The organism is Bdellovibrio bacteriovorus (genome assembly GCF_001592755.1).
Classification (GTDB): domain Bacteria; phylum Bdellovibrionota; class Bdellovibrionia; order Bdellovibrionales; family Bdellovibrionaceae; genus Bdellovibrio; species Bdellovibrio bacteriovorus_E.
On record NZ_LUKF01000012.1, the window covers coordinates 77,386 to 96,014 of the forward strand.

Sequence of the window (18,629 nt, forward strand, 5' to 3'; positions counted from 1 at the left end):
TTTCATGCACATGCGTTCTTCGGTAGAGTTTCCAGATCCCCGTGACACCCTGGCAGAGGGAATTATCGCTGTCGGCGGACGACTTGATGTCGGCACTTTGTTTGCCGCGTATTCGCGGGGGATTTTCCCCTGGCCTCAACCGGGTTTGCCAATGCTTTGGTTCTCTCCCGAAAAACGCGGCGTTTTAGAATTTAAAGATTTCAAAGTTCCCGAAAGTCTGCGCCGCTTTCGTCGCAAAAATCCGCAAATGCAGATCACGGTCAACACGGCTTTTCACCAAGTTATTGAAGAGTGCTCTAAGCAGCCTCGCCCAGGGCAAGAGGGGACATGGATCACTCCGGCCATGCGCCGAGCTTACTTGGATTTTTATAAAGAAGGTTTCTGTCTTTGTGTTGAAGTGCGCGAGAACAACATTATGATCGGCGGCATTTACGGCGTTCTGGTTCAAGGCGTGTTCAGCGGCGAAAGCATGTTCTATAAAAAGCCAAATGCCTCGAAGATCGCTCTGTGGGCTTTGATTGAGCTCTTAGAGGGGCAAGGGCATAAATGGATCGATGTTCAGATGGTGACTCCCGTGGTGGAAAGTATGGGAGGAAAATACGTGGATCGTGAAACTTATCTGGAAATGTTAGAAGAGCGCCACCGAGACTTGGGTTTTACCTAGTTTCTGACCGACTGTCTCAATCTGAGACGTGTGAACCGTTAATTGTTCCTTGATTAAATTCTCGACATCTTGAAGGCCTCCAGAGGCCGGTTTCTAGCGGCACACCCGTTGCAAAAGTACTCACGAGTGTAATGAACGATACGGCGGGAGGTTCTGAGATGTCGAAAAAATGGATTACAAAAGGTTTGATGGCTTTAGGCATGCTTACTCAGGAAGTGGCAATGGCCCAGTCGTCTTCAAGCACTCAAAGACCTCCACAATTCGTTTTATTGGCATTTGATGGCTCTTATAATAACGATGTATGGCAGTATTCGCGTGATTTCACGAAGCTTAAGAAAAGCCATGGCGTCGACAGTCGTTTTACTTATTTTATCAATCCTGTTTATTTCTTAACTCCAGATTCTAAAAGCAATTATCAGCCTCCTGGAAGCCGTCTTGAGTCTCGCAATGGGCAAACAGTGGCGGTGAAAAATCGTGGTTCAGCGATTGGCTGGGGCGACGACAACGCCGATGTCTCCACACGTATTGATCATATGAATGATGCCTATCTTGAAGGTCACGAAATCGGATCTCATGCGGTGGGACACTTTGATGCGGGCTACGCTCAGTGCAGTATGAACAAACTGACACGCAAATGTGATCGTGATGAAAATAATAAAATTATTTGGAAATGGGATCTGCGTTGGTCAGAAGCTGACTGGAGATCTGAGTTCGAGCAATTCTATAGCATTTTAGATAACGTCTTTAGATTTAACGGTCTTCGTCCTACGGCGAAACAATCCCGCGGTCTTTTATTCCGCGACGAAATCAAAGGATTCCGAGCTCCAGTACTAGGTATCAGTGATGGTCTTTGGCCCAATCTTCCTAAGTACGGCATTCAGTACGACACATCGAAAACGAATTACGAAAACTACTGGCCTCAACGTAATGAGTACGGCACTTGGAACTTTCCTTTAGCGGAAATCCTAGAGCCAGGTGGTGCTCGTCGTTGGATTTCGATGGATTACAACTTCTGTGTGCGTGACTCTGCTCGCGTGCTTACTGAAGAACCAGAGACAATGAGTCTTATGAAGCGCGATGCAAATGGCCAGCAAGTGAAAGCCAACAAAGCTCGTGATTGCTTGAACATGGTTTCGGCAAAACAAAAAGCCAAAGCTAAGGCGAATATGATGAATTTGTATCGCGCTTACTTTGATCGTAACTATTACGGAAATCGTGCGCCGATTCACATCGGACACCACTTCTCTCAGTGGATGGGTGGCGCTTACTTTGAAACTTTCTTCGAATTCGCTAACGAAGTTTGCGGTAAACCGGAAGTGAAATGTGTGACCTATGCAGAGCTTATGAATTTCATGAACGGCAAATCCTCTTCAGAAATTGAAGCGTATAAAAAAGGAAACTTTGCTAAACTTCCTCGTCCTAAATCAGTCACTTTGGCTCGCCACTGGGATTTGGATGTGGATATGACGGCGGATGAAAATGTGATGAAGTTCGCTCTCTCAGGTCGCGATGCCTCACGCCGTGGACTGACTCAGCTAGTGACGGTGAATGGAACTGTGGTGTCTGAAGGTTTGGAAACGAAACTTTCAGAAGTTCGCAGAATCACGCCAGCCGGTGAAACTGCGGATGTTCGTATGGCGATCTTTGACTTTAACGGCAAAGAAGTAGCGACGGCGACTTACAAAGTGATGAATGTAGGAACGAAAGACGAAATGGTCGGCGAAGATAATATTGAAGAGCGTTGGACACAAGGTCACTTGCCAGAAGCTCACCAAGGCGAGATGGACTTTACAAGAGGACACTAATGCGTAACTGGGCGAAAGCCTTTTTAGGAATCATTCTTATTCAGATGGCAGGGTGCGGGTTTGATGCCGCACCCACATCTCTTTTAGATTCTGCCAAAGAGTCTCGGTCGCATGTTATCTATGGCGCTGATTCTATTAAAGATGTTTCACTAAGCACTAAAAATTCCGAGACTAGTGTGGCTTTGATGACGAAACCTATGGCCACAAGTCTTTTAAAACACGACAAAGTTCAGACTGTCCAAGACGTTTTTGGATTCTTGGGACTAACTTGGGTCGAGCAACCTTCATTGGCATTCTGCTCTGGTGTTCTGGTTGCGCCGGATCTTGTTTTGACGGCCGGTCATTGTGTTGAGCGTATCAAATGTGAAAACATCACGTTGGTTTTTAATTATCAGAAGGAATCTTTAGATCCTGCGGCGATGGTAGAGTGCAAAGAAGTGGTCGCTAAAAAGGATTCTTTAGAAGTCGGTTTGGATTACGCACTGATTCGTCTTAACAAGAAAGTCGAATCTCCTGTGGCGAAGATTTCAAAAAGTCAGCGCAAGGTCGGGGATAAAATTTATTCTTTAGGTTATCCATTGGGAAGTTTTAAAAAGTATGCGGAAGGCGCAGTTCGCGAACTTTGGAATGAGCCTGCAATAATAATTTCCAACCTGGATGTTTTTGAAGGGAACTCTGGTTCGCCCGTGTTCAATGCTGAAACGCACGAGCTTATCGGACTTCTTTCTTCTGGAGAGCGCGATTTTGAAACAGATAGCAATGATCCGTCCCAGGACAATCTGAAAATCTGTGAAGAAAAAGCCTGTATGGGCGAATTTATTGTTCCTATCGAAAAAATCCTAGCGGACCTGCCTAAATAGACGTACTTTAGGTCCATGCTTCTTATCAGTACCTATAAATTAGAAAAAGCTTTCGCTGGAAAAACTCTTTTTAAGAATGTCAGTTTGGGCATCGAAGAAGGGGAGCGTGTCGGTCTTGTCGGTCCTAACGGAGCCGGTAAATCGACGCTCTTACGCATTCTTGCGGGAAAAATGGAAGCAGACTCTGGTGATGTTACGGCAAAAAAAGGGTTGCGCCTGGGATTTCTTGAGCAGACGCCACTTTTTAAAGACGATGAAACAATCCTCGATGCGATTTTAAGCAAGTGCGCAGATTATCATGAATCCTTGGCCGATGGTTATGAGTGGATGGCTCGGTTAGAGCTTTCTCAGTTTGGTGAAAACTTCTTGGTGAAAGAACTTTCTGGGGGCTGGCGTAAACGCGTGGCCTTGGCTCGGGAGCTTGTCTTAGAGCCGGAACTATTGATGCTGGATGAGCCAACGAATCACTTGGATGTCACAAGTATTCTTTGGTTAGAAGAATTTCTTTCGCGCGCACCTTTTGCAACTTTGATCATCACGCATGATCGCTTGTTCTTACAAAGAGCGACGAATAAAATTTTTGATCTAGATCCAAAAAATCCCAACTATCTTTTGTCGGTCAAAGGTGGGTATCTAGAATATCTTGAAGCCAAGGATCAGTTGCTGCAAGCGCAAGAGCAGCGAGAAGTCGTTCTAAAGAACACTCTTCGTCGCGAAACCGAATGGCTTCGTCGTGGAGCGAAAGCTCGTCAAACCAAACAAAAGGCGCGCATCGAAAGAGCGGGCGATTTGAAAGACGATGTTCAGGAACTCGCCGCTAAAAATGCCGCGCGCGTGGCGAAGATTGAATTCAAAGATGCGGAAAGAAATCCTCAGAAGCTCATGGAAGTCGATCATATTACGAAGGCTTACAATGGGCGCGTGCTGTTTAAGGATTTCTCTTACCTAGTGAACCCAAAAACTCGTTTGGCTCTTTTAGGAGACAACGGCTCTGGTAAGTCGACATTAATCCGTATTCTTTTAGGAGAAGAGCTTCCTGACACCGGACGTGTAGCTCGCGCTGATAAATTGAAAGTCGCGTACTTCGAGCAAAATCGTGAGACATTGAAACCAAAAGAATCCGTTCTTAAGAACATCTGTCCAGAAGGTGATTACGTTCACTATCAAGGTCAGTATGTCTTTGCGCGCAGTTATCTGGAGCGATTCTTATTCAATCGCCAACAAATGGATCTTCCTGTAGAAAAACTTTCGGGCGGGGAGCAGAGTCGTCTGCGTTTGGCGCAGCTGATGCTGAATGAAGCCCAAGTTCTGATTCTGGATGAACCGACGAATGATTTAGATGTCGGCACTTTGACGGTCTTAGAAGACTCGTTGAAAGATTTTAATGGTGCCGTCATTTTAGTGACGCATGATCGTTACTTTATGGACCAAGTGGCTTCAACCATCCTTGCCTTTCATAAAAAGCCTGATGGGACGACGAGCCTTGAAAACTTCGCTGGCTATCTGCAATGGGAAGAATGGTACGAAGAGCAAAAAGAGCTTGAGGCCTTAGAGCAAAAGAAAGCCAAAGCCGAAGAGATCAAAGCGGCCGCAAAACCCGGAAAGCTGTCTTTCAAAGAAAAGTTCGAACTCGAAAACATGGAAGGCACGATTCTAGGTTTAGAAGAAAAGCTGAGTGGATTGCAGATTGAATCGGGGAAGCCCGAAGTCGTCAGTCAAGCGTCGAAGGTTCAAGAGCTTTACGTCGAGATTTCAAAGGTTCAGGCTGAGCTTGAAAAGCTTTATGCTCGCTGGGCGGAACTTGAAAAGAAGAGTTCTGGCGGATAAATAAAAAAAGGGAGCTTAGAAGCTCCCTTTTTTATTTCTTATTTGATTTTGTTTAAGACAAATTCGCCTTCAAAACCATTAACATTGGAAACCCAAGTTCCTTTGTAAGTGTCACCATCAAGGACACCGTCAATCGTCGCCTTGTAAGGTGATGAAGGGAACAAACGAGGAATACCCGTCAATACCAGGCTTGGTGGCGTCGTTTCACCGCGGTAAAGGCCTGTTAACGTCAATGTCGCTGTGTTCTTTGGATCATCAGAACGAGTCAGCTCGCCGATGATTTTAGGAACGATTCCTTCTTTAACCACTTGCAAACGGATTTGGAATTGGAAAGCCGCTTTGCCGTCTTTCACGCTGTTGCCAACGTAAGTTCCCGCAAAAGATTCGTACTGACGACGAAGTCTTTCATAGAATTCATTTTCTTCCGTGTTGCCTGGAGCTGAAGATTGGTTTGAAGCCAGGGTCAAATCAAGAACACCGATCACGCCGGAAACGGATTTCACTTCACCCACGATTTTTTGACCCACAACTTTTGCGTTGATCGTATGAACATCGTCAATGCCTGGGCTTGTAGCTTCGTTTCTTAGAATCAACTCTGAAGTTTCAGGAATGAAGCGCGCTTTCATGTTTACCAATTGCAACTTGTTGCTGTTGAATTGGAATTTACCGCGCAAAACAATGCGGTAACGTTCTTCACCGTTAGCATTTGTGCCGGACTCATCTTCCAAAGTGAAAAGACGAAGCTCGACATCTTGCTGAGTCGCTGTCGTTGTTAGCTTGCCAGTGTAGAAACCAGTCACGCGGTTGTAAGTGTTTAACTGCTTCTGTCTGTCAGAAACTTCTGTCGCGTTGTTGTTTGGATTGTCTTTATTAAAAGCACAACCAACAACTCCTAGAAGCGCTGTTGCTAGGATCAGTTTTTTCAACATAATTCCCCCAAGTTTTTACTTCCCTGATGCTGTTTCGTCAGGGATGAGTTCGTCTCTGGCTGCGGCCCATTCGTTCAAGGCGATGGCGTAATCACCCAAAGAACGGAAGTACTGCACTTCAGAATCGAAGTAATTGTTCATAGCTGTAATTAAAATTTGAATATCGGTACGGCCTTGATTGTAAGAGCGGTTCAGCTCTTGCGAAGCGCGTTCGCGGAACTCACGTTGTTTTTTCGTGCTGGTCGCGATCGCATAAGCTGCATGCACTTTACGTTCTGCTTGGAACTCAAGATCTTGAGCTTCAAGAAGGGCGCGGTGCAAACGCGTTTCTTCAAGGTCTTTTGTCATCTTACGATTGATAACTGTTTCGTTTTGCAAATCAGATCCGAAGTAGTAACGGAAGCGAAGTCCCATGTAGTACTTAGGCTGAGTTCCTGAAACCACTTCTGAATAAGAATCTCCGGCGTCTTCATCGACACCTGTTGTGTAAACGCGACCTACGAAATCCAAATCCGGGTAAGACAAAGATTCGGCAGCAACCAAAGATTCTTTAGCCGCGTCGACTCTCAGTTTTTGCGCACGGATCAAACGAAGCTCTTCGACTTTCTTTTCCACAAGCTTTGGAACAGCCGGAATGTCGTTTGGAATTTCAAACTTCACATTCATGCCCGGCTCAAGGTTTAAAAGCGTCAAAAGATTTTCTACCGCATTCAAGTAATCACGAGACGTCGTTTTTACACGTTGTTCACGTGTTTCGAATTCAGCTTGTACTTGAGGAAGGTCGCCCGGGTTCGAGTAACCCAAAGACGTTTTTCTTTTTACTGCATCGACGAGTTTTTTATAGCGATCGCGAGAGTTCACAGCCTCTTTGAAGCTCTCTTGTGCAACATAAGAGTTCCAGAATTGGCGAATGGCATCAAGAACCACGTCTTCCAACTCATTGGCGCGAGCCACGGTTTGCGCTTCATAAGTAAGTTCCGCCGCATTCACGGTGCCACGGTCCGCGACCCCGAAGAAGTTTCCTAAAAGGGCTTGCTCAAGAATAAGACCCGCACTGTCCAATGTTTGTTGTGCCGGAGGGGGATTGGAAGCAAAGCCTTCCGTGTCCACTTTTTGTGAAAGACGGCTGAGCTCAATTCCCAAAAGAGTTCCCGATGTGAAGTTCTTTTGCACGCTCGCAGTTGTTTTATAGCGCTCGTATTTTGAGTTCACAGGATCTGATGTTTGTAAAAGACCTACGGATTTATCGTATTCGAAACCACTTTCAATCGCTAAGTTCCAGTCATACGCGGAAAGCGCTTGAACAGGAGTTAAACGCAAGGTTTGGTAGCGAAGATTCACTTCTTTGGTTTTCGGTCCTTGCTTCAAGACAAGTTCCGCCACCGTTTTTTGAGATAAAGTGATTTCCTTAGGAGCTTGGGCATAAGCTCCTTGCATTGCTGTCGTACTAAGAAGTGCAAGAAATGTTTTTACCATGTGACTTTTGTTCCTAATTCAAAGTTGTCGCGTTGAAGCGCGATTTCATTGCTGCCTTTAAGACTTTTTTGAGAATACTCTGTAAATACGGACCATTTTTTTGAAAACGCCACATCAAGTCCGTAACCCCAAGAATCAAAGCTGGCTTGTTTTGAGAAAGCCGCAAAATCGTTAGAGCTTGATTGTGTGTAGATAACACTTCCAAATTGCGGAGATACCGTCAAAGACAACCAGTCAAAGCGATCCCAAGACATGGCGACCACGGGTCCACCGCTGAAAACTGTCGTGTTCAAGCGAGCGTCGTTGATTTCGTAACCAGATTCCAACTTCACATCTGTTTCTTGCGAAGTGAAACCCGCTTTCGCGCGAACGCCGAACTTCCAAAGAAGAGCTTTAGTTTGTAGAGGTGTGCTGATCACACCCAATTCAAGGCCGGGCATAAATGTTTGGCTATTGTTGCCTAAATTGAAAACGCCCGAACCTTCTTTAGAAACAGTCCCCTCGGCTTGGAAAGTTTGACCGGTGAACGCTGCAAAGTAAGACCATGAACGAGTCACGACTTCAGGACGCGGATCTTTCAACGTCAACATTCCTGAAACTTGAGCGTCGCTGGCAGAAACTTGTTTCTTACTTTCTGATTGAGATTCGGCGATGGCTTTTTCACGCATCGTAAGCTCTGGAGCTGCCGGAGCTTGCACTTTGGATTTTCCTTGAGCCGCACAAATGCTTGCGGAAAGTGAAAGAGCTAAAAGAAGCGATAGTTTCATAATCCCACCCCTAAAAAACCGACTGGCCTTAGATTTAAATGCGGCGTCAGGAATAGCCCCCCACCGTGGCGGTGTCAACACTTCGATGAGCCTCCTAAGGGGACCAAATTTTTATTTGATTTCAAGGCCTTGCAGGGGCGTGCCATTGCTAAATTCGTAATGACTATTTTACAGGATTTACCTAGATTTCTTTCTATGAGGGGTCCGAATGAAACTTTCTGATATTTCGATTAAAAATCCCGTTTTTGCCTGGATGTTGATGTTTGGTCTGATGATGTTCGGACTGATCTCATTCTCAAGAATGGGCGTGAGCCAAATGCCTGACGTCGATTTTCCTACAGTGAACGTCAGTGTCACATTGGACGGTGCAGCACCTGAGGTGATGGAAACGCAAGTCGTGGATCCTATCGAAAGTGCCCTCATGACCGTCGAAGGTATTCAGTCGATCAAATCCAGCAGTAAGACGGGAAATGCGTCAATCACGGTGGAGTTTGACCTTGATCGCAATATCGACGTCGCTTTGCAAGATGTGCAAGCCAAGGTCGCGGCGACTCAACGTCTTTTACCGGACGATGTGGATCCTCCGACCCTTTCAAAAACGAATCCTGATGACCAGCCCATTTTGTGGTTGGCTCTGACTTACGATAAAAACGATCCCGAATTTTTGATGAGCTATGCCCGCGATTATCTGCGCGACCGCTTCACAACGGTTGAAGGTGTCGGTGACATTTTCTTAGGTGGTTACACGGATCCGGTGATGCGTGTGCATGTGCGCCCAAAAGATCTTCTTCGTTACAATATTTCTGTTAACGACGTGATGGATGCAGTTCGCAATGAGCACTCGGAGCTTCCGGGTGGTTATATCGAGACCGACAAAAAAACTTTCAACGTTCGTACGATGGGTGAAGCGAAAACTGAAGAGGAATTCCGTTCTATCGTCATCAGTCGTCGCGCCGGTGTGACAGTGGCTGATCCGACGAACATGGTGAAAATCAATCAAGTCGCGGATGCCAGCATGGGACTTGATAAAATCACCAGAATGTCGCGCTTTAACGGTCAGCCGGCTCTCGGTGTAGGTATCCGTAAACAACGTGGTACAAATGCCGTGGCCGTAGCGAGTGCGGTGAAAGAAAAAATTGAAGAGATTCAACCTCAGCTTCCAGAGGGTATGAAAATCCACGTGAACTTTGACAGTACAAAGTTCATCGAGCAATCCGTGCATGAATTGAATAAGCACTTGATGTTAGCTGTGGTACTGACCTCTTTGGTGTGTTGGCTTTTCTTGGGTAGCTGGTCGGCGACTTTCAACGTTCTTCTTTCCATTCCGACATCACTTTTAGGTGCGTTTATCGGTTTGTATTTCCTCGGGTACACGCTAAATACGTTCACTCTATTAGGTCTTACACTTGCGATTGGTATCGTCGTCGACGACGCGATCATGGTTCTAGAGAATATCTTCCGGTATAACGAGAATGGACGGGGTCGTATTGAATCCGCGATTCTGGGGGCCCGCGAAATTTCGTTTGCGGCGATGGCGGCGACGGCTGCGGTTATCGCGATCTTCCTTCCGGTTGCCTTCATGAAAGGCATCATCGGAAAGTTCTTTATGCAGTTCGGGGTCACGATCTCGATCGCGGTTTTCCTTTCGTTGGTAGAATCATTGACGATCACGCCCATGCGTTGTGCGGGTTTTGTTCATCACGGTGAAAGAACGACAAAGATCGGTCGCGCTTTCGAAGCCTTCATGGAAGGTCTCAAAGTTTCTTACGACAAATGGTTGCGCATCTGCCTTCAACATCGTTGGAAGGTCCTGGCTGGATCTTTGGTGTTCGTGGCGGTGTCTTTTGTGTCGATCAAATTCTTGAATAAAGAAATGTCGCCAGCACAAGATCAAAGTATCTTTATCGCTCGTTTGATTTTACCGGTTGGGACATCCTTAGCTTACACGAACGCACAAACTTTGAAGGCCGAACAGTGGCTGATGGCTCGTCCTGAAGTTGAAAAAGTATATGCGGCGATCGGTGGCTTTGGCGGCGGTATTTCTGATGCCAACACGACGATGATGTTCGTGACACTGAAAGAAAAACCTCAGCGTGGAAAAGATCCGGCTTCTGGTAAGGTTCTTTCTCAGCAAGAATTTATGCAGATTGCGCGTAAAGAGTTAGCAAAGATTCCTGATGTGCGCCCGGTTCTTATGGACTTGTCTCAACAGGGCTTCTCGGGCGGTCGTGGTTACCCGATTGAGTTCACACTTTTGGGTTCAGATTGGGACAAACTTGCAAAATACACCGAGCAAATGATGAAAGAGATGGAAAACAGCGGCCTGATGGTCGACGTGGATTCCAACTATCTTTTGGGTATGCCAGAAATTCAGGTGCAGCCGGATCGCGTGGCAGCGGCTCAGCATGGTGTGAGTATCAACTCGATCGGTTCAACGGTGAATGCGCTGATTGGCGGAGTGAAAGTCGGGGAGTATCCTCAAGGCGGTCACCGTTACGACATCAAGGTGAAGCTTTTAGATCAAGGTAAACCTATGGACGAAATTAAAACTTTGTTCGTAGGTAACAGCCGCGGCAATTTGATTCCTCTGCCGCGTGTGACGAAAGAGGTTGAAGGCTCAAGTCTTCAATCGATCTCGCGTTCCAACCGTCAACGTGCGATCACAATCACGGCAAATATGAAGCCGGGTGTATCGCAACAAGCGGCGATGAACTTTGTCGAAGCCACCGCGAAGAAAATGTTAGAGCCCGGTTATATGATCGATCAGGGTGGAAGTTCTAAGACCTTTAAAGAGTCTTTTGAAAGTTTGATCTTCGCCTTGGTCTTGGGCCTGATCATTGCTTACATGGTGCTAGCAAGTCAGTTCAACTCGTTCATTGATCCGGTAACGATCTTGATGGCTTTGCCGTTCAGCTTCAGTGGAGCCTTCTTCGCGCTTTTGATTACGGGGCAATCGCTGAACATGTTCTCGATGATCGGTTTGCTGCTTTTGATGGGGATCGTAAAAAAGAACTCGATCCTTCTTATCGAGTTTACGAACACGGTGCGCGACCGGGGAACTAATGAAGCCAACGCCGCTTTGATTGAGGCGTGTCCGATTCGTCTTCGTCCGATCCTCATGACATCCATTGCGACGATTGCCGCCGCGATTCCTTCAGCAACCGCGACCGGGGCCGGCTCAGAAACAATGCGACCGATGGCGATTTGTCTGATCGGGGGCGTATTTGTTTCGACAGCTTTGACTTTGTTCGTGGTCCCGGTGGTTTATTCTTTGATGGATAAATTTAAAACTCGCGATGAAGTGCGAGAGAAAACGAAGCAGGCTTTTGCAGCTGTGGGGAATGAAGCTTTAGACGCTTAGGTCTTTAAGGCGCAAAAAAAAGGGAAGCATTTGCTTCCCTTTTTTATTTGGCGAAATCAAAAACTCTTAGCCTTTTTTCTCGATAGGTTTGTTCGCTTCGATTTTAATAATCAAAGTAACTTCGTCACCAACGACCGGACCGGCTTCAACGGCTTTACTCCAAGTCAAACCGAAGTCTTTACGGTTGATAAGACCGCTGGCTGAAAAAGCCACTTTGTGATTTCCGAATGGATCATTCACGTCACCTAGATATTTTACATCTAAAGTCACTTCTTTCGTTTTGCCTTTTAAAGTCAGGTCTCCAACGAGTTTCAATTTATCAGCTGTGCCGATGACTTTCTTGGTAACAAATGTCATTTTCGGATTTTTAGCCACGTCAAAGAAGTCCGGGCTTTTTAAATGATCGTCGCGGTCTTTGTTGTCCGTGTTGATGGTCGCAACATCGACATTCAAATTGGCCTTTGATTTTTCAAGCTTCGGATCAATCACGATCGCGCCATCAAAACCGGTAAAGCGGCCTTCAACTGTTGCAATCACCAAATGGGGGATTTCGAAACCGACTTTAGAGTGGGCTGTGTCAATTGTATAAGTCCCAGCCGGAATGCTTTTTGCGAACGCGGAAGCACTGATCACTGTCATCAACGCACTTAATACTAGCTTTTTCATCTGTAGTTCTCCTTTAAGAAGTCTGTAAAAGACTTGCTTAGTATCGTGTGATTTTGATTATTGCGTAAGGTGACAGTATTGCGATAGACTGTTGCGTATATGGAACAATTAGATTTAAACCAAATCCGTACCTTTGTGAGACTGGTGAAGACCGGAAGCTTCACTAAAACCGCGCAGTTAATGCACCAGCCAAAGTCACGCATCAGTCGTAAGCTTGCGGCGTTAGAAAAAGACCTGGGTGTGCAGCTGATCTATCGAACAACGCGGCAATTTCAACTGACAGAAACAGGCCGGCAGTTTTACGAGCGCGCTCAAGGTCTTATTGAAGGTTTGGAAAATCTGTCGAACGAAGTCAGTGAAGCCACGGCGGAAGTTTCGGGTTTAATCAAAGTCACCGCTCCCGACGATATGGGGGTCAAGAACTTGCCGCCACTTTTAGACGAGTTTTCAAAAACCTATCCTCTCGTCTTCTTCGAACTTCAACTCAGCCAAGCCTATATTGATCTTGTGAAGGAATCTGTCGATGTTGCGATCCGTGTTGGTACTTTGAAGGACAGTTCTTTAAGAGCCCGCAAGGTGGGATCGGTAAAAAATATTTTCGTCGCGACGCCAGGATTTTTAGAACGCTATCGCAGTTGGGAAGAGGTTTCGCAATTAAGTCATCTGCCCTTTGTTGGAATGTCGGGCCGGGGCATTGAAGTCGTGCGCGCGTCTGATTCCAAAAAGATCGATATCAAGCCGAATTATGTCTTTCGGGCGAACAATCCAGGGGCCTTGGTGGAGTTTGCTCTTTTAGGTAAGGGTCTTGCGTTCGTGCCGGAATTCCTGTGTGTAGATCATTTGCGCTCAGGAAGGCTTGTTCACGTGCACAAGAATTTGCGGGGGCCTGAAGTGCCCATTAATATCGTGACCCCGGATCAAAAAGAAGTTCCGCTGAAGATCAAAAAATTCACAGAGTTTATTGCAAAAAGATTGAAGGAAACTTTAGCGCAGTCTTAGAAAAGACCCAGAAGCTTTTTATAAAGTCCGACGTATTCAAAGCGCAAGAGACTCCAGATAGCTCCACACCACAAAGTCGCCAAAAGCCCCATCATCACGAGTTGGGGCAGATTCGCTAAACTTACTTTCGGGCGTGTGCGATTTAAAAGACCATCGATCTCGCTGCGCTCTTGGTTTTCTTTGAATTTGCGAGCCAAGCCTTGAGCCAGAACAATTCTTTGCGACATCTCGAGCTTATAGAAGTGAACGCCTACAAGGGTGCGAGATTCAGAAATATTTTCCAAGCGAGTGACGATACCATAACACGCCATCTGTTTTGCACCCGGAGGCACAAATTGAATCTTCACGACTTCGCCCAAAAGCGGGCAAAGATCATCGGGCGCCGTGAACGCCAAACCCGTTAAAGAAACATTCTTAATTTCTGTGCCTTCTTCCCAAGGAACTTGCTTGGGACCTGCGACGCGAATAAGACTTTCGTCCTCAGTGTCGAGGATGTATCGCGGGGATCGGCCATGATAGCGTGCAAGACTCGTCATACAGAACTTTTCGGAAAAAGAGCCCGACGTCTGAAGAAGCTTTCCCACTTTACCGGGCGATTCTCACTCTGAGACGCTCAATTAAAAGTGTTTCCAGCCTTTGAACTCTGGAATTTCTTCTTTCGAGTTTTTGTCACTTAAAAACACACCTTTTTCCGATGTGAATTGCCCCACCATATGCCATTTAGAAAAGTGCCCGTAGCAGTCGGCAGGGATGGCGATAAGAAGTTCGTAGTCTTCACCACCCCAAAGGACAAAGTCGGAAGCAGGGATGTTTAGTTTTCTTGCAAGTTCTAAAGTCTCTTCATGCAAAGGCAGACTTTCTTTGAAGAATGTGATGCCGGCATTTTCAGGCGGTAAACGAAGAGCATCGTTCACCAAACCGTCACTGCAATCCATCACGGCGTGAACTTCGAAGCGACGAGCGATCAAATCTTGGACTAAATCCAAACGGGGTTCAGGGCGCAGATGTTTTGTCTTTGCGGTTGCATAGCCTTCAAGATTTTTTTGTAAAGCTAAGAGTCCTGTGTGCGAAAGTCCCAATGGTCCGCTGCTTAAAAGAAGGTCTCCGACGCAGGCCCCTTTGCGAGTCAGTGGTTTTTCGCAGGAACCATGTACGCTGACATCAATCACTAACTTGTCATCTGAAAAAGTCAGATCGCCGCCGACAATTTCGCAGCCGCATTTATCAGCCATTTCGCTCATGCTTTTGTAAAAAGCGTCAAGCCAAGATTCCGTTATTTTTTTGGGAAGGGCTAGTGAGACTTGCGCGAAGTGAGGTCGGGCTCCCATCGCCGCGATGTCGCTTAAATTAACGGCTAAAGCTTTGTGACCTAAGTCTTCGGCGGTACAGTAGTCGAGTCGAAAGTGCACGTTTTCAACCATCATGTCTTGGCAGATCACGGAATAGCCCGGGAAATTTTTAAAAACAAAGGCGTCATCGCCCAAAGGAACGACAGTGTGGTCATTTGGACGCTGGACCCTTTGTCGAATCTTATCTATGAGTGACCATTCTTTTGGAGTATTGCGCATGCCGTTTTCCTGGGAAGACATTGCCAAAAAATTGGCTTTATTGTGAAATATACGAAGCAAGAGTCAAGGAGGATTCTTTGAACACGCCAAAAGCTTCGCCGAAAAGAACATCTAAGAAACAGTCCACGCGCAAGCCGAAGGTTGTTGAACATCCTCTGTCATCTGAAAGTTTATTTTCAAGTCGTGAAATCGGATGGCTGAATTTCAATCGCCGTGTCTTGGCGGAAGCGGAAGATGTGCGCAATCCACTTTTAGAGCGCGTGCGTTTCTTAAGTATTTCAGGCTCTAACTTAGATGAGTTTTTTATGAAGCGTGTGGGCGGATTAAAACGTCACGTCGCTTACGGCATCTCTCCGAAGTCAGCCGATGGAAAAACCCCCTTGCATCAGTTGCAGGAAATTCGTTCTTACGTAAATCCGATGTTGCAGGACCAAGCGCACTGTTTTAGCAAAAGCTTGAAGCCCGCTTTAGAAAAAGAGGAAATTTTTCTTCTTACATGGAGTGAGCTTTCAGATAAAGAAAAAGAGCAGGTCAAAAAGTATTATCACAAGAATGTGTTTCCGGTACTGACACCTTTGTCGGTCGATCCGGGCCATCCTTTTCCGTTTATTTCAAATCTTTCGATCTCTTTGGGTGTGACTTTGAAGCACCCGCACACGGAAGACAAACTTTTTGCGCGCGTAAAAATTCCTAAGGTATTACCGCAGTGGATTCGCGTAGACCCTGAATCCTCGGTGTACCGTTTCGTCAGTATGTTAGAAGTGATCAAAGAAAACCTGGCGGATCTATTTCCTTCGATGCAAGTTTTGGATGTCATGCCATTTCGTCTTACACGCAATGCCGACTCTGATCAGGACCAGGAAGATGCTGAAGATCTTTTAGAGGCGATTGAGGAAGAACTTCGTCAACGTCGTTTTGCCGAAGTCGTGCGCCTAGAGCATGGGCCGAAACCAGATCCTTGGATGCTGAAGTTTTTGATGGAAGAGTTAGAGCTCACAGAAGATGACATCTACGAATTGCCGAGCATGCTCGACTTTACGGATCTGGGAATCATTGCCGACTTAAATCTTCCAAAATTAAAGTTTGAGCCGTACACCCCCGTTGTGTCGCCAGCCTTTGCTGAAGACGGAGCCGGAATTTTTAACGCAATCAAAATGTCGGATCAGTTGGTGCACAATCCTTACGAAAGCTTCAAAGCTTCTGTAGAAAATTTCATTCGGGTGGCCTCTGAGGACCCGAAGGTTCTGGCGATCAAAATGACTTTGTATCGTACGGGCGACAACAGTCCTTTCATCAAAGCCTTGATCCGAGCTGCTGAACAGGGAAAGCAAGTTGTCTGCTTAGTCGAGCTCAAAGCCCGCTTCGATGAAGAAAGAAATATTTATTGGGCGACAGAGCTTGAAAATGCGGGCGTTCACGTTGTTTACGGAGTAGTGGGGTTAAAGACTCACGCAAAAACCGCATTGGTCGTTCGCCAAGAGCAAGAAGGTCTAAAATGCTATGCGCACATCGGGACTGGGAACTACAATGTCACGACTTCGCGTTTTTACACGGATCTAGGGTTGCTGACGGCTCGCGAAGAAATCACCAGCGACATTGTTGAGTTTTTCCACTATCTGACCGGTCGTTCCTTAAAGAGCAACTATCAGAATCTTTTGATTGCGCCAGTGAATATGTTCACTCGCTTTAAAGCGATGATTGAGCGTGAAGCTGAACATGCAAAACACGGCAAGCCCGCGCAAATTATCGCGAAGTTTAATAACTTTGAAGAAAATGACATCGCGGTCGCTCTGTACGCGGCTTCGCAAAAGGGTGTCGATATTGACATGATTGTCAGAGGTTTTTGTTGCTTACGCCCGGGAGTGCCTGGAATGAGTGAGCGCATTCGAGTCAGTTCCATCATTGGCAGATTCTTAGAGCATTCACGTCTTTTCTATTTCCGAAATGGCGCTAAAGATCCCGTTGATGGAGAGTTCTATTTAGGCTCAGCAGACTGGATGTATCGCAATCTGCATGCCCGCGTAGAAGCTATAGTGCCTATTTTAGATCGAAATTTAAAAGAAAAGTGCTGGGAGATTTTAAATCTCTGTGTAAAAGAGCAGCGTCAATCATGGCACATGAATTCGGACGGGACTTATACACGACGCAACTCTACAGATCCGGGAATTCACCAAACTTTGATGCAAATGGCGAAAGCTCGCGTTACATTGGTTGAGGATAGTCACTCAGGGGCCGATTAACGTGGAACTTATCATCATTCGACATGCTGTTGCGGAAGAGCGCGAAGAGTTTAAAAAGAAAGGCTTGGAAGATCATTTTCGTCCTTTGACTTTAAAAGGGCGAAAAAAGATGCAAAAAGTCTGTGTTGAACTTCGCGACCACGTGAAGGAATTGGATCTTATTGTTTCCAGTCCTTTAACGCGCGCAAGGCAGACCGCCGAAATCATCTCGCAAATTTACTTTGAAACTAAAGTCGTTGAAGCACCGGAATTAGTCCCTCACAGTCCGCCCCAGGCTTTTTTGAAATGGATGCGCACGCAAGTTCGTCATGCGAAGCGCATTGCCATTGTGGGACATGAGCCTCATTTAAGTTCTTTTGCTAGCTACATGTTAACAGGAAAAACCGAAAGCTTTATTGACCTTAAAAAAAGCGGCATTATTGCATTAGAGCTTGAGTCCTTTGCTCACGCCGAAGCGGGCGGGGCGCAGTTGCTCTATTCAATTCCACCTAAATTTTTAGTCGATTAACGGGATTTTGCCATATCCCAAATCAACCCATCGCGCAGGCCCACACTTGGGATGAGAATCTTTTGCGTTTCTGCTTGGCGCATAATGGTTTCAACCAGCATTGCTGCAGGGACGATGACATCGGCTCGGTCCGGACGAAGTTTTAATTTTTCGATGCGTTCTTTCACCTTAAGAGCACGCAGCTTGGCAATAATTTCTGAAAGCTCTGGCAAAGTTAAAAAGGTGTGTGGCGTCTTCTTTAAAAGATCCACCTTCAATTTTCCTAAGCATTCTAGGTTTCCACCGGTGCCGATGGCAAAATCCACGGGATCGTGATCGCAGTTTTTATAAATATGCTCGCCCAAGTCAGCCAGGAATTCTCCCAAGACAATGTTGAGATGGCTTTCATCGAGCTTTCTTTTTGTCAGATTTTCTAAAATGCGGACTGTTCCCATGGGAAAAGACTTGGTCGCGATCATTTTATCGCCTTTAGAAAAAGTGACCTCGACACTGCCGCCGCCAATATCAATCAGCATGCTTTTTTTGCTGTCTAAATCGATTTCGTTACGAACCGCCTGGTGAATCAGGCGGCCTTCTTCGCCGCCATCAATAATTTCAATTTTAATGCCCGAGCTTTTAAAGATTTCGTCCACAAAATGCTGACGGTTTTTAGCTTCCCGGCAGGCGCTGGTGGCCACGGCTCGGCAGCGCACGACGTGTTCCTTTTTATTGGTTTCAGCATACTGGTGGAAGGCGGCTTTGGCGCTTTCAATTGTTGAAGGCGTAATTAAACCTTCTGTGAAGACGTCGTGGCCTAAGCGAACCGCCGCGCGAAATTTTTTTACCACATGCAACGTCGGAGAGTTTTCAGAAACATCAGCAATCATCATGCGAATTGCGTTAGAACCAATATCAATAGCAGACAAACGACGTGACACGATAAACTTCTCCATCCTTGGCAATAGTATATAAAACTGGCA

15 protein-coding genes are annotated in these 18,629 nt (G+C 46.2%); 8 read left to right on the plus strand and 7 right to left on the minus strand.

The genetic code is table 11. From position 1 onward, the window contains the following. Positions 1-4: 4 nt before the first annotated feature. The 4 genes from aat (at position 5) to abc-f (ending at position 5,156) form a co-directional block, all read left to right on the plus strand. Positions 5-664: a leucyl/phenylalanyl-tRNA--protein transferase gene (aat, locus tag AZI85_RS07115; RefSeq protein WP_063243437.1), complete on the plus strand. Its 660-nt coding sequence runs from the start codon at positions 5-7 to the stop codon at positions 662-664. Between the two features lie 158 nt (positions 665-822). Further along, positions 823-2,469: a hypothetical protein gene (locus AZI85_RS07120; RefSeq protein WP_063243438.1), complete on the plus strand. Its 1,647-nt coding sequence runs from the start codon at positions 823-825 to the stop codon at positions 2,467-2,469. Next, positions 2,469-3,329 (plus strand): trypsin-like serine peptidase, encoded by an 861-nt coding sequence (locus tag AZI85_RS07125; protein ID WP_063243439.1) that lies wholly within the window; start codon positions 2,469-2,471, stop codon positions 3,327-3,329. The genes AZI85_RS07120 and AZI85_RS07125 overlap by 1 nt, the downstream gene beginning before the upstream one ends. Positions 3,330-3,344: 15 nt before the next feature. Then, complete coding sequence (abc-f, locus tag AZI85_RS07130; RefSeq protein ID WP_063243440.1) at positions 3,345-5,156, plus strand: ribosomal protection-like ABC-F family protein; 1,812 nt, start codon at positions 3,345-3,347, stop codon at positions 5,154-5,156. A 38-nt stretch (positions 5,157-5,194) separates the two neighbouring features. On the opposite strand, the gene AZI85_RS07135 is transcribed toward abc-f, so the two are convergent. The 3 genes from AZI85_RS07135 to AZI85_RS07145 are packed head-to-tail and all read right to left on the minus strand — an operon-like array spanning position 5,195 to position 8,328. Continuing rightward, complete coding sequence (locus AZI85_RS07135) at positions 5,195-6,085, minus strand: hypothetical protein (protein WP_063243441.1); 891 nt, start codon at positions 6,083-6,085, stop codon at positions 5,195-5,197. 15 nt (positions 6,086-6,100) lie between these two features. Beyond that, complete coding sequence (locus AZI85_RS07140) at positions 6,101-7,561, minus strand: TolC family protein (RefSeq protein ID WP_063243442.1); 1,461 nt, start codon at positions 7,559-7,561, stop codon at positions 6,101-6,103. Next, entirely contained in the window at positions 7,555-8,328 is a 774-nt protein-coding gene (locus tag AZI85_RS07145) for a hypothetical protein (RefSeq protein WP_253720893.1), read from the minus strand. The genes AZI85_RS07140 and AZI85_RS07145 overlap by 7 nt, the downstream gene beginning before the upstream one ends. Positions 8,329-8,536: 208 nt before the next feature. On the opposite strand from AZI85_RS07145, the gene AZI85_RS07150 reads away from it, so the two are divergent. Beyond that, positions 8,537-11,689: an efflux RND transporter permease subunit gene (locus AZI85_RS07150; protein ID WP_063243443.1), complete on the plus strand. Its 3,153-nt coding sequence runs from the start codon at positions 8,537-8,539 to the stop codon at positions 11,687-11,689. Positions 11,690-11,755: 66 nt separating this feature from the next. Here the strand turns inward: AZI85_RS07150 and AZI85_RS07155 are convergent, their stop codons facing one another. Then, complete coding sequence (locus tag AZI85_RS07155) at positions 11,756-12,355, minus strand: YceI family protein (RefSeq protein WP_063243444.1); 600 nt, start codon at positions 12,353-12,355, stop codon at positions 11,756-11,758. A 99-nt stretch (positions 12,356-12,454) separates the two neighbouring features. Here AZI85_RS07155 and AZI85_RS07160 point away from each other — a divergent pair, with 99 nt between their 5' ends. After that, the gene (locus AZI85_RS07160) at positions 12,455-13,354 is read left to right on the plus strand and encodes a LysR family transcriptional regulator (RefSeq protein ID WP_063243445.1); all 900 of its coding nucleotides are present in this window, start codon (positions 12,455-12,457) and stop codon (positions 13,352-13,354) included. Here AZI85_RS07160 and AZI85_RS07165 read toward each other — a convergent pair. Both AZI85_RS07165 and thiL read right to left on the minus strand, forming a co-directional pair. Next, on the minus strand, positions 13,351-13,890 hold the full coding sequence (locus AZI85_RS07165; protein ID WP_063243590.1) for a PilZ domain-containing protein: 540 nt from the start codon (positions 13,888-13,890) through the stop codon (positions 13,351-13,353). The genes AZI85_RS07160 and AZI85_RS07165 overlap by 4 nt on opposite strands. Before the next feature lie 81 nt (positions 13,891-13,971). Beyond that, positions 13,972-14,922, minus strand: a complete 951-nt coding sequence (thiL, locus tag AZI85_RS07170) for a thiamine-phosphate kinase (RefSeq protein ID WP_063243591.1) — start codon at positions 14,920-14,922, stop codon at positions 13,972-13,974. A gap of 77 nt (positions 14,923-14,999) precedes the next feature. Between thiL and ppk1 the strand changes: the two genes are divergently transcribed. Both ppk1 and sixA read left to right on the plus strand, forming a co-directional pair. Continuing rightward, a complete protein-coding gene (ppk1, locus tag AZI85_RS07175) occupies positions 15,000-17,162 on the plus strand; it encodes a polyphosphate kinase 1 (protein WP_063243446.1) in 2,163 nt (720 codons plus the stop codon). 1 nt (position 17,163) lies between these two features. Continuing rightward, positions 17,164-17,670, plus strand: a complete 507-nt coding sequence (sixA, locus tag AZI85_RS07180; RefSeq protein ID WP_063243447.1) for a phosphohistidine phosphatase SixA — start codon at positions 17,164-17,166, stop codon at positions 17,668-17,670. Here the strand turns inward: sixA and AZI85_RS07185 are convergent. Beyond that, positions 17,667-18,587, minus strand: a complete 921-nt coding sequence (locus AZI85_RS07185; RefSeq protein WP_063243448.1) for a Ppx/GppA phosphatase family protein — start codon at positions 18,585-18,587, stop codon at positions 17,667-17,669. The two genes, sixA and AZI85_RS07185, sit on opposite strands and share 4 nt — an antisense overlap. Positions 18,588-18,629 lie beyond the last annotated feature (42 nt).